Origin of the sequence: Streptomyces sp. NPDC059010, from assembly GCF_042740355.1 — a bacterium.
In the GTDB taxonomy this organism is placed as follows: Bacteria; Actinomycetota; Actinomycetes; order Streptomycetales; family Streptomycetaceae; genus Streptomyces.
In genome coordinates this window covers 57,161-70,026 of sequence record NZ_JBHYJA010000033.1, presented here as the reverse complement: position 1 = coordinate 70,026, position 12,866 = coordinate 57,161, and the positions used below count along the sequence as shown (strand labels likewise).

At 73.5% G+C, this 12,866-nt stretch carries 5 protein-coding genes; all 5 read left to right on the top strand.

From position 1 onward, the window contains the following. Window positions 1-3 precede the first annotated feature (3 nt). The 5 genes from ACFWYS_RS30925 to ACFWYS_RS30905 all read left to right on the top strand — a co-directional run bounded on the left by ACFWYS_RS30925 (window position 4) and on the right by ACFWYS_RS30905 (window position 12,856). On the top strand, window positions 4-2,265 hold the full coding sequence (locus ACFWYS_RS30925) for a VWA domain-containing protein (protein WP_384775920.1): 2,262 nt from the start codon (window positions 4-6) through the stop codon (window positions 2,263-2,265). 169 nt (window positions 2,266-2,434) lie between these two features. Next, window positions 2,435-5,974, top strand: a complete 3,540-nt coding sequence (locus tag ACFWYS_RS30920) for a tubulin-like doman-containing protein (RefSeq protein WP_384775918.1) — start codon at window positions 2,435-2,437, stop codon at window positions 5,972-5,974. Beyond that, entirely contained in the window at window positions 5,971-8,901 is a 2,931-nt protein-coding gene (locus ACFWYS_RS30915; protein ID WP_384775916.1) for a hypothetical protein, read from the top strand. Before ACFWYS_RS30920 ends, ACFWYS_RS30915 begins: the two co-directional genes overlap by 4 nt. Further along, window positions 8,898-11,057: a hypothetical protein gene (locus tag ACFWYS_RS30910; protein ID WP_384775914.1), complete on the top strand. Its 2,160-nt coding sequence runs from the start codon at window positions 8,898-8,900 to the stop codon at window positions 11,055-11,057. The genes ACFWYS_RS30915 and ACFWYS_RS30910 overlap by 4 nt, the downstream gene beginning before the upstream one ends. Further along, window positions 11,054-12,856: a hypothetical protein gene (locus ACFWYS_RS30905; RefSeq protein WP_384775913.1), complete on the top strand. Its 1,803-nt coding sequence runs from the start codon at window positions 11,054-11,056 to the stop codon at window positions 12,854-12,856. Before ACFWYS_RS30910 ends, ACFWYS_RS30905 begins: the two co-directional genes overlap by 4 nt. Window positions 12,857-12,866: the final 10 nt, after the last annotated feature.

The following is a 12,866-nucleotide window of genomic DNA, read 5'->3' as shown; positions in this document are numbered from 1 at the left end:
CGGGTGCGCCGCGCCGCATTCTCGGCGCTGGGCGGCACCGCGGTGTTCGCGTCCCTGTTGGCGCCGGCCGGTCGGGATCCGGTGCCGGCGGCGGACGCCGAACCGGTGTTCCCCGCGGTCAACTACGCGGTGGCCGTGGACGAGTCAGCCAGCCTCGCGCCCGAGGACATGCGGGCCGAGAAGGCCGCCGCCAAACGCATCGCGCTGGGCGACGTGTCGTCGTCCTCGCAGGTCACGGTGTTCGGCTTCGCCGCCGCCGAGAAGCGCGGCCAGCGCGTGGTGGACCCGGTCTGCCGGCCCACCACGCTGAACTCGGCGGGCCGCGAGGAGGTCGGCAAGTGCGTGGACGGGCTGCGCAGCCGTAAGAAGGACGAGGGCACCGGCACCGATCTGCCGACCGCCATCCGGCAGGGCGTCAACGACCTGACCGACGGCACCGACGCCGAGGTGCCCCGGGTGCTGTTCCTGCTGACCGACGGGAAGATGGACGTCGAGGACAGCTTCAAGTACGGCGAGAAGTCGCACCGTGTGGCCGAGGGCGAGCGGCAGTTGAAGGAGGCGCTCAAGGAGGCCGCCGCGCAGAACGTGCAGATCTGGCCGCTGGGCTTCGGACCCGACCCGGACAAGAAGCAGCTCGACCAGATCGCCGCCGGCGGCTACCGCAAGGGCTGTGTGGAACTGCCCTCCGCGACCCCCAGGGCGCACAAGGTCGACGGGGCGAAGGACGTCGGCGGCACGCTGGAGCGGATCTTCGCCGCGGCGCACTGTCTGCGCCACGAGGAGGGCCCCAGCAAGCGGCCGCCGGCCACCCTGGAGATCGGTATCTCCCCGCTGGCCACCGTCGGCAGCATCGTCGTCGACAAGGGCGATCCCGAGGTGAAGATCACCTACTTCGACCCGAAGGGCGACGAGATCCCCACCACCTCCGGGTCCTTCAAGGGGTCCCGGTTCGAGCTGGCGGGCGGCTCCGGCACCGTCGAGGCGCTGAAGATCGTCGATCCGCTGCCCGGCGTCTGGAAGGTGAAGGCCGAGGCCCCGGAGGGGCATCGCTCGCTGCCCGTCGCCGTCAGCGTGCTGTGGCAGGGCGAGCTGAACGGCGCCATCACCATGGACCCGCCCTCGCCGCAGGCCGGTGAGAAGGTCACGGTGACGATGGGGCTGCAGACCCGCGAGGGCTACAAGATCAAGGACCCGCGCGACTACGAGGGGCTGCGTGTGCGCAGCGAGCTGACCGGGGACGGCTTCTCCCCGCGGGCGCTCGACCTCGCCGACGACGGCAAAGGGGCCGACTCCGACGCGAGCGACGGCGACTTCACCGGGACGGTGACCATCCCCGAGGACGCCGACGGGGAGCTGACGGTGAGCGCCACGCTCACCGCCTCGGGACTGAGCGCCGACACCCGCAGCGAGACCGGAAAGGTCGCGCTCGGCGAACTGCCCGTCAAGGCCGTGCTGGAGCTGCCCGAAGGGGACGTCCACCCCGGCGGATCGGTCACCGGCACCCTCGACGTCAGCAACACCACCGGCACCGCGCACACCCTGCGGCTGTCCGTCGCCGATGTGCAGGACCGGCGGCTGTCCGTCGAGCCGACCGAGATCACCCTCAAGCCCGGTGCGGAGGGCACCCGGAAGGTCACGGTGCGGGTCGCCCCCGCGAGCGTCTTCGGCGACCGGCTCGGCGACGGGGTGGACGTCTCCGGCACCTTCACCGTCGTGGACGCCACCGACGACGACCGGGCCCTCAAGCGAACCCCCATCTCGGTTCAGGTCACGCCGAAGCCCGGGATCTGGGAGCAGTACTGGTGGGCCTTCGTGGCCGGCGCCATCGTCCTCGCGCTGGCCGTCGCGGCCGTCGTCGCCTGGCTGGGGCTGCGCAGGCGCCGGCGGGATCCGTACGGGCTGGTGCTGCAACTGGTCGACAACGACGGCACCGTCCTCGGCGAGCACAAGGCCGGGCACGGCAACAACAAGCAGTGGTACGAGTTCGCCGTCGCCGAGGCCCATCGCAGCCCTCGGATCGAGAAGCGCGCGCACGGACCGTACGCCGTCCGGCGCAGTCGCGAGGGCGGGGCCGTGGTGCGCAAGGGCGGCAGCCGGTTGCCGCTGGCCGCGCGCGGCGGCCGGGTCCAGCTGACCGACGCGCTGAGCCTCTCCCTCGGCGGGACCCCGCCGGGGACCGGCACCGGAACCTACGCGGGCACCTACGCCGGGGGGCCCGGCCCGAGCACCCCGGGCCAGACCGGCACCTACGACGAGTTCCTGTGACGGGCGGGGCGGGCCCTGGCACATCACCACCCGGCCCGCCCCCGACCACCACACCGCACCACAACACCGCACCGCATCGCACCCCCGCGCGGCCGTCCCGTCGCGCGGCCCCACGGACGTACCCAGCACAAACCTGCGGCCTCGGCGGCCGTACAGCGGGGAGGAAACCATGAAGATCTTCCAGCCGATGCTCTTCGTCGGCCTGGGCGGCACCGGAGGTCTGGTCGGTGCCGAGCTGGAACGCAGGCTCCGCGCCGAACTGTGCGGTCCGGACGGCATGGCGCTCAGCCGGCAGAACGGCCACGCCCCCTTTCAACTGCCCGACTGTCTGCAGTTCGTCTACGCCGACTACAGCGAGAGCGATCTGCAGCGGCTGCCGCAGTTCAACGTGGACCCGTCGCTGCGGGCGGCGTACTCCCGCACCTCCCGGGCCACCCACAATCTGCTGCCGAACTTCGACGCCTCCCCGGAGGTGACCAAGATGCTCCGGGCGGTGCTGCGCGACGAGGTCGCCGACTGGCTGCCGCCGCGCATGGACGAGCCGAAGGTCACCCCGCTGCACGCCGGCGCGGGCCAGCTGCCGACGGTCGGCCGGGCGGCGTTGTTCGCCACGCTCCGGCACGGCCTCAACCCGGTGCTGGAGCCGCTGCTCCAGGCGATCGACGCGATCGCCAAGGCGGGCGGCGAGCTGAGCGAGCTCGGCGGCGGCAAGGTCAACGGCTGTGACGTCTTCGTCGCCTTCTCGGTGGCCGGCGGCACCGGCGCCGGGATCTTCCTGGACTACCTCCACCTCATCAACCACGCCTTCCAGCTGCGCCGCTTCGACGGCGTGAAGATCTACCCGCTGGTCGTCATGCCGTCGTCGTTCGGCACCGCCACCGGTGGCGGACGAGAGGCCGAACTCAACGCGGCCCGGGCGCTGGTCGACCTGTTCCGGCTGGTGGACACGCAGAACGCGCCGTCGGAGGGCCATGAGATCGGCGACCTCGACCAGGAGCTCGGGCTCGGCATCCGCTACCCCGGTATGACGCCGATCCGGCTGCGCACCGGCATCCTGCCCACCGGGTTCCTGTTCAGCCCGACCGCCGGTATCCGCGCGGACGACCTGCGCCGCTCCATCGTCTCCCTGGTGATGTCGCTGATCGGCACCGAACTGGGCGACGGCCGTACGGCCGGCCGGACGATGGCGGCCGACGACGACTTCACGACCTTCGCCGCGAGCTTCATCAACCGGGGCGTGCAGCGCAGCGCCGTGTCCCCGACCGGCATCGGCCGCCAGGGCGTCTCCACCAGCCTGGTCGCCTCCATGACCGCGCCGATGGACCAGCTGGCCGACCTGGTGGCCGGACGGCTGCTGCGGACGGCGGTCACCGACCTCGTGGAGCGGCCCCGGGCGGAGCTGCGGGACGGGGCGGTGCCGATGATCCGGCAGCTGTTCGCCGACTCGCACCTCGAAGAGCTGTGGGAACGCAGGCAGTTGCCGGTGCCCGAGCCCGAGCCGCTGCCGCGCGGCGGCCGCAGCATCGAGGCGGCGCTCGGCGAGCGCATCGCGGACATGCAGCGGCTGCTGTTCGATCTGCGGGCCGAGGCGGACCGCACGGCCGCCGCGATGGCCGACCGGTTCGCGCCGCGCCCCGCCATCGACAAACTGCTCCAGACCGTGGACCCCTTCCTCGCCGAACGCGTCGTGCGGGGCGTCCCCGACAGCGACGAACGCATCGCCCAGCTCGGCTTCCTCGGCATGCTGGACGCCCGCGCCCGCACCCCGCAGCGCCCGCCCGGCGTGACCGAGCAGCCGCCCAAGATCCCCCGGATCAAGGGGCAGTTGGGCGGACTGGCACCGGCCCGCTGGGGCGACGACGACGTCCAGGCGGCCATCCAGGAGCAGGACCTCTGGTACCAGTGGCGCAGCCGCCAGGTGTGGCACGAGGCCTGGCGCGAACAGCAGATGCACTGGCAGCCCCAGGCCGACGCGGCCGGCACCGACCTGGTGCGCATGGTCAACGCCTTCCGCAGGCACAGCGACCAGGAGCGCAAGACCTCCCAGCACAAGGCCCGCGAACTGTACGAGGACCGCACCGGCATCTCGTATCTGCTGCCGCCGCAGCGCAGCCTCAACGACTTCTACGAGGACGTCGTCGGCCGGCTGATCCACCGCGAGGCGCTGCGGGAGAACGACGACGAGGCGGATCTGCTGCTCAAGCTGGTCGACGGCGACACCTGGCGGCAGGTCCACGGGCTCAGCCGGCGTGACCCGGAGGGCGCGGTGTCGAGGGTCAAGGGGCAGCTGGAGGCCCGCATCACCCGCCTCTTCGCCGAGAGCGGGGCGCATCTGGAGCAGCGGCCGCTGCTGCCGTCCATGGGCACGCTGCTGGCCGCCGCGGCGGGCGACGCCGAGGCCAAGGACCAGGTCAGCAAGGAGGCGCTCGACCTGTTCGGCCGCAAGCTGACCGGGCTGCTGCCGGTCGGGTTCACTCCCGAGGGCACCGGACTGCTGCGGGTCCTCGTCACCTATCCGCGGGTGCAGGCGGTGGAGGAGGTGCAGGAGTTCCTCGGCAAGACGCTGCGGCTGCCGTCGGACGCGAAGAACTCCGTGGAGTACCGGGGTGTGGAGAGCGACTCGATCACCGTCGTCCTCTTCCGCAGCGAGATGAGCCTCACCCAGGTGCCCGAGGCCCGCAAGGTGCTGCGCCAGTGGGCCCGCGCGAAGGACTCCGAGCAGGCCCAGGACGTACTGCGCTGGCGGCAGCGGCTCGGCTACCGGGACAGCTGGATGGTCAGCGGCGAGGAGGACCGGCGCGTCATCCTGCACCGGCTGCTGTGCTGCATGTGGAACGGCCAGGTGGACGTCGTCGACGGCGACCCGGCGTCGCCGGACCGGGTCCGGCTGCGGCTGCACCCCGAGAAGGGCACCCACGTCCCCGGCGTACGGCTGCGGCTCGGGGACTACCCCGGCGGCGTGTCCAGCTGGGCCGAACTGCTGCGGTCGTACGAACGCTGGACGGTCCTGGACGACGAGCGGATCGTCGAGGACTACTGCCGTGAGCTGATGCAGGCCCAGCCGCAGGGCCTGGCCCGGACCGGCAGCGAACCGCATCCCCTCTTCGTCGACCTGGTCGAGAAGGTCGCCCCGCGCCAGCTGGAGCTGCTGACGGAGCGCCGGGAGCGGGGCGGCGAGCGCATCGAGGGCTGGGTGCGCCCGCTCTGGGAGTTCTGGGCGGAGACGCTGCCCGCCGCGCTGGACACCGAGTTCGGCGACCAGCGCGCGGTCCAGCCGACGCTGCGCACTCTGCTGGAACACATCCGCGGCGGCACGCCGAACGGCCCGCGCACCCGCGACGGCCTCGGCGAAGCCCGGCGCACCGCACCCGAGGACGACGACTGGGGCACCTCGCCGGTCACCCTGCGCGGCGGCGGGGGCGGGGGCGCGGGCGGTCAGGACGAGTACGACCGTGACTACGGCGGTGGTTACGACAAGCCGTACGGCGGTGAGCGCGGCGACGGGGGTTCCCGCGGCGGTGGCCGTCGGGAGGAGCGGGAGGAACGGGAGGAGTACGACGACTACGGCGGGCGTGGCCCCGGTGCTGACCGTCGCCGTGGCGAGTACGACAGGCCCGACCCCGACGACGCGGGCCGGCCCCGGGCCCCCTGGGACGACGAGTCCGGTGACACCGGCCGCGACGCCCCCTGGGGCGGTGACGAGCGGTGAGCCGGGCCCAGGACTTCAGTACCGTCATTCATCTGGACCTGCGGGCCGGGGCGGCGGCGCTGCACGATCCGGCCGCCCTGCGGGCCAGGGTCGCCCAGGAGCTGGGCCGGGCCGGGCTGCCGGAGCCGGACGACCCGCTGTTCCTGGTCGTCGACACCCCGGCCGGCCTCACCGACCACCAGGTGCAGTACGAACTGCTCACCGGCTACCGGGCGGTGGGCGAGGTCAGGCTGCTGGTGCTGCTGGTCGGCAGCGCGCCGGGCTCGTTCGCGGGCGTCGAGGGCGGCTTCCAGCCCGACCGCCGGCTGCTGCGGCCCGCCGTACTGCGGGCCCCGGGCACCGCACTGCTGTGGGCCGGTGATCTGCGCTCGGCCCGCACCGCGCTGGAGCAGCCCGAGCCGGACGACCCGGACGCGCTGGCGGTCCTGGTGGACGTCCTGTCGGTCCCGGACGTCTACCTCGAAGTGCTGGACAGCGTCCAGTCGCTGCCCGAGGCCGTCGCCGCACCCGGCGTGCGGCTGCTGGAGCAGGACCTGCCACCGGAGGTGCGCGACCGGGCCTGGCGCGACGCGCTCACCCGGTTCGCCGGCGAGGACACCGAACTCGCCCCGGACGTACTGCTGACCGCCTCCTCCGGCGCCGATCTGCCGGAGCCGCTGCGCGGTCTGGTGGCGGGCCGGGGCAGCCGGGACCTGGGACACCGGGAACCCGGCGGGGTGGCCGACGACGCCTACCGTGCCTGCGCGGACGCCCTCGACCATGCCGAGGAGGCGCTGGCCGGGCTGCGGACCCTGCCCGGTCTGGTGCGTTCCGGGCGCCGGGTCGCCTTCGAGACGGACGTCGACGAGGCGCGCCAGGCGCTCGACACCTACCGCGACCTCGTCGCCACGGCCCTGCGCAGCGGCGGCGGCACGGCACCGTCCGCCGCCGAGTCGGCGACCCGCCTGGCGGCCCTCGGGCTGCGGGTGCCGTCGGCCGAGGGCATGGGCGAGCGGATCGGCGAGGGCCTGCGGGAGTTCGCCCACAAACTGCTCGGCCAGGGGCTCGCCCTGCGGTCGGTGGCCCAGCGCTTCACCGGACTCGCCGGACGGGTGGAGCCGCTGCCGGGCTCGGCGCTGCTGCCGAAGCTCACGCCCTACTCCGCCGACGCCGTGGCCCGGCAGACGGCGGGGGCGGCGGACGCCACGGTGCCCGGCCTGCCGGTGGTCGGCCCGCTGGCGGCGGCCGGGGCGGGACTGCTCGGTGCGCTGTGGTCGGGGCCGTTCCTGGCGCTGGCGCTCGTCGTGCCGCTGCTGTTCGTCGGGATGGCGCAGCTCGGGGCGGTTCGGCTGCGCGGTGCGGGACGCTCGGGCCGCTGGGCCGTGGCTCCCCAGGTCGCGGCGTTCGTCGGCGCGGCGCTCGGGGCGGCGGTCGGCTACGCCACCGATTCCCCGGTCTGGATGGGCACCATCGGACTGCTCGTCGGTCTCGGCGGCGCGACGGAGACGGTACGCCGGCTCTGGCGGGCGGCGGCCACCTCCTGGGCGCCGGGCCATATGACCGCCGTACTGCGGCACGCCCTCGACGGCCTGGACACCCTGCTCGCGGAGGCGGTCCGGGAGCACTGGGCCGTGGAGGAGCGCCTGTACTGCGCCGACGCCGCCCGTTCCGTCGCCGGCATGCTGCGGGCGACGGCCGCCTCGGCGGAGGCGGAGGCGGTGCCCGAGCAGGAACGGCCGGTGGGCGCCGGGGCGTCCGCGGCCTTCGGGGCGTCCGGCGCCAGGGCGGCCGCCGAGACCGACTGGCTCGTCGACGACACGGACCTGGAGCCGGACGAGGCGCCGGGCGAATCCGACGACGGCGACTGGGCGAGCGTGTACGCCTGGGAGGACGAACCGGCGGAAGAGGAGAAGGACAAGAACGGGAAGGGAAAGCAGCCGGGCCCGGAGAGCGGCGGCTTTTCAAGTGGGCGGCGCGGCAAGGGAGTTGTGCCGCGCTGGCTGGAGCGGGAGAGCGGTGAGGGCGGGCCGGAACTGGTCACGACCCTGTCCGCCGACCTCACCGACGCGGCCCTGGAGGCCATGAAGCACTACTGGGGTGCCGTCGAACGCGGCCAGGCCGGCGCCCGTGCCGTGCGGCGTACCGAGGAACGGGTCCGCGAACTGCTGTCCACGGCCCGCCACCACCTCCAGCACAACGGCGTACTGGCCCCGCCCCCGTTCGCCGCCCCGCGCCGCGTCCGCGCCACCTCGGCCAACCTGCTCGGCACCGACCCGCTCGGACCCGCCGAACTGGTCGGCGCGGAGGCCGAACGCCAGGCCGTGGTCCAGCTGTCCACGCCCGAACAGGGCACGCTGCTCAGCCGCGACCCGGCGGCCGCGGTGTGGCTCCGGTTCGCCCCGCGAGCCGTACGCGACGAGGTCGAGAAGACCTGGCGCACGACCGGCACGGTCCACCCGGAGGAGGTCCTGTGGACGTCCTCGGGCCGATACGCCGGCCTGGTCCGCCTCACCCCCCTGCGCATCGGCGTCATCGACACCATCCGCCCCCGGCACGGCTCGGGACCCGACGGGCCGGACAGGGGCACGGGCACGGACATGGGCAGGGAGGTCGGCAGGGACACGGACGCCGTGACGGAGTCGTACGGCCCGACGGACTCGTACGACCGGACAGACCCGTACGACCGGACAGAGCCGTACGACCGAGCGGAGCCGTACGAGCAGCCGGAGCCCTACGACCGGAGCGACGCGTACGCCCGCACGGAGGCCTACGACCACGCGGACGCGGACACGGACAGCCGGAGCGACGCGTACGACCGTACCGACACATACGACCGCACCGACGCCGACGCCTGGCTGAGTTCGGGCGACTGGTCGGAGGCCGACGCACGGTCGGAGTCCAGCGCACAGCCGGAGTCCGACGCACGAGGGGACGGCGACCGCTGGTGACGAGCACCACGCATTCTCCCTTGCCGGGGCCGGGCGGACCGGGTCCGGACAAGCTCGCGTTCACGCTGCCGTCGGGGCGGCGGCGCGTCACCCCGGTCCGGGTCGGCCGGGAGTTCCGACGGGAGCGGCCGTTGCCCCAGCTGATCCGCAAGGCCGTACTGGACGACGACGGCCAGCAGTGCGTGCAGGTACGCCTGAGCGCGCGGGACTCGGCGAACCCGGCGGCACGCGCCCTGCTGGACATCGAGGCGGGCACCACCCTGCAGCTCAACCAGGCGCTGGGAGACACCGACTACGCGCCGCTGTTCCCGAGGATCATCGGCTACGAGCTGGACGCGGCAGAGCCGTTCCTGCTGTACGACCCGCCGCGCGGCACGGCCGTCACCCGGATCCAGGTGATGGGAGCCGCCGACCAGGGCGTCTTCACCCGGGACCTGATGCTGGCGCTGTGTCTGCTGGAGCGGCGGGGCCTGCTGCCGCGCGGTGTCTCGCCGGCCACCGTGCGCTGGGACGGCGCCCGGGTCCAGCTCTGGGGGCTGGAGTCGGTGACCGGCATCGGACGGCCGAGGCGCCCATGGGGCGCGGCGCCCTTCTGCCCACCCGAGCAGCGCGACGGCGAGGGGCTCGCGGACCCCAGGGACGCGGTGTGGAGCGCGGCCCAGCTGCTCTACCGGCTGGCGACCGGCAGGCTCGGCCCCGCCGACCGCCCGCCGCCCGACCTCGGCGAACACCGCATGCTCGACCAGATGGTGCGCGACGCCTTCGCCCCGAGGGCGGCCGACCGGCCGACGCCCGCCCAGGTGCTCGACCTCATGGCACCGGGCACCGCCCGCCGGGTCCGGCTGGCCGTACCGCCCGACGAGACGCGCCCGCACCACGACGCCTTCGAGGAGGCGCTGCAGCTCAAACGCCAGGCACCGGCCTCCCGGACCGGCAGGACGCCGGGGGCCGAAACGGCCAACGGCGAGGTGCTCTGCCCGTACTGCCTGGAGACCATCCGGCTCGACCTCACGAAGCTGTTCGTCACCGACAGCCGGATGCAGTACCAGCCGCTGGACCTCAAGGGCATCAACAACCCCGTACGGCGCACGGACGTCATGCGCGGCGCCGTCCAGAAGTGCACCGCGGACCCGGAGTTCCCCGCGCACTACATCGCCGTGCCCTATCTGACGCACGGCCGCCCGCTGACCGTCGCGATGGTCGGCCAGTCCTCCACCGGCAAGAGCCATCTGCTGACCCAGATGATCGCGGCGATCACCGACGGCGGTCTCGAACCGTTCGGCCTGAAGTGGCAGTCCGTCAATCCGGAGCAGCACGCCCGGTTCGTACGGGACCGGGTGCAGCCCTTGCGCAACGGCAAGGTCCTGGACCACACCGCGGCGCTGGGCATGGACGACTTCGCCCGCTTCGTGGAGTCCCTGCTGATCACCGACGCCCGGGGTCAGGTGCGCCCGGTCGCCTTCTTCGACCTCGGCGGCGAGGACCTCGTACGGACCGACGCGGCGCTGCGGTTCCTGCTCGGCGTCGACGCCCTGGTCTTCGTGGTCGACCCGGCGCTGGCCCTGCCGCTGCCGCAGCTGGACCACGCCCGGCAGCGCTGGGGCGTGGAGGTGAACCGGGACGGCGACCTGGCGTTCGGCACGGTGCTGGACCGGCTGCCGAAGAGCGGCGGGTATCTGGACGTGCCGGCCGCGATGGTGCTCGGCAAGGCCGACCTGCTGCGCTTCCAGCCGCCCGTGGACCGCTGGCTGACCCGGCCGCCGGCCACCTCGCTGGACCCCGAGCTGATGCGCGAGGAGAGCCGGGACGTGTACGGGCTGCTGCGCCGGCACGCGGGCCAGGCGTGGCTGCGTCCCTTCGACGCGGTCCGCCGCTGCACCCTGCACATCGCGTCCGCCACCGGCGGCCAGGAGGACCAGGGCCGGTATCCGGCCGGGGCCGGGCCCCGACGGGTGCTGGAGCCGCTGCTGTCGCTGCTCGCCATGCACGGCATGGTCCAAGTGCGGGGCGGCGCCGATGCGTTGGCGATCGGAGAGGCGCCCGCGCTGGAGGCGGTGCCGTGGGAAGAGGTCGAGCGGGGCGGGGACGCCGGGCGGTTCGAGCGGGCCGCCGGGCCCGAGGAGCCCGAGGAATCCGAAGGAGGGGAACTTCAGTGAACGACTTCCAGGGCCGGGGCCCGGTGCACCAGGTCGTCTTCCGCTGGGACGGCAACCAGGGCCGCCAGGACACCGGCATGCACGCCGTCGCCCACTCCTGCGAGGCCGGGCGCGCCGAGGAACTGGGCCGGGATCTGGGCTCGTTGCTGTGGGTGTCCGGCGCGGCGGCCGCCCGCCCGAGCGTCGTACGCACGCTGTCCCGTGACGGCGACGTCCTGCTCGTCCAGCGCCGGCCCACGAAGGACCGGGGCGGCCGGCCCAGCACGGTCAGCCATGTGCTGGTCGGGGACCACGACACCCTGACGCCGGGGCGGTGCCTCACCCTCGCGTACGGCGGCTGGCGCGGGCAGGGCGAGGTCGAGCAGGCGTCCGGAGGGCTGCCCGAGTTCGACCGCGCGGAACTCGAAAGGGCGGCGTGGAAGCGGCGGCCGGAGATGCTGGAGCGGCTGCCGGAGGTCCAGCACGCGCTGATCCTGGCCACGGCGGAGCTGCTGCGCGATCCACGGCAGCGGGTGTCCCTCCTGCTGGAGGAGAAGACACCGCGTGACTGGCCGACGCCGGACCTGGTTCCGGTGGCCTATCTCGGGCTGGTCCTGATCTTCGGGCCATGGCTGAGGAAGCGGTGGACCTTCGCCACGTACGACACGGTGGACGGCCATCCCCTGCGGCTGATGTCCGTCCCACGCTGGGAGGCGGACTCGGGTGAGTCCGGCCCGCTGGCCCGGATCAGGGGCCGCGCGGAGGCGCACCACGGGTTCGAGCAGAAGGCCGCGTTTCAGCTGGTGACGCACCTCCTCTCGCACCCGGAGGCCGACCCGGGCGTACCGCAGCTGGTCGACAAGCTCCCCGAGGGCGCGGCCATGGACTGGGGGCGGCGCAGCGACCTGCTCAAGCAGATCCTCGGCGCGGGCCCCGCCTCCGGCCCGAGGACCACGCCCCGCCGGCCGGACCCGACGCCACCTTCCGTGCCCGCACCTCCCGCGCCCCCACCGCCCGCGAACGGCCACGACCCCCATGCCCTCCACCGGGACCTGCTCGGCAACGTTCATGGTGACGGCATGCAGCGCGGTTACCTGATCGCGCGGCTGGAAGAGCAGAGCGACGAGGTGCTCCTGCACGAGCTGACCTTCGGCGAACAACTGCCTCCGGACTCCCTCGACTTGCTGCTGAGGGAGCTGGGCAGGCCCGACCGGGTGCAGGTACGTCATCCCGGGATGCGGCACGAGCTGTGCACGGAGGTGCTCCTGAACGGCCTGTACTTCAACCTCCAGGAGCCGAGCCCGGAACACGTGTCGGAGGTCGACCGGGCGGCCGGCCTCTTCACGTGGGCCGTCGCCCCGTATGTCCGGGATCCGCGCCATCAGCCCCATCTGGCGCAGGTACTGCACCTGGTGGGCCTCAGCCCCCTGCCCACCGATGCCGACTGGCTCCGGAAGAGCATCCTCCGACCGGCGAACGGCCAGGTCCCCGACCTGCCGCCGGAGCTGTGGCGCCAGCTGGTGGAGGACAAGATGAGCCAGAACGGCACACAGCTGCCCGCGGCGCCCCCGCCACTCCCCCAGCAACCGCTCGCGGAGCCATCGCTCCCCCCGCCGTCGCTCCCGCCGCCCCCACCGCCGTCGGTCTTCAAGCCGTTGGCCTCGCAGTCACCGGTCCCACAGCAGACGGTCTTCGCATCGGAATCGTCCACCCTCACGGGCAAGCTCTCCGACCTGGCCAACAGGTATCCGGGCCGCGTACTCGGGTCCGTCGCCCTCCTCTTCGTCGTCGTGTTCGTCGCGCTGTGGGCGTTCAGCTGACGGAGAGCCG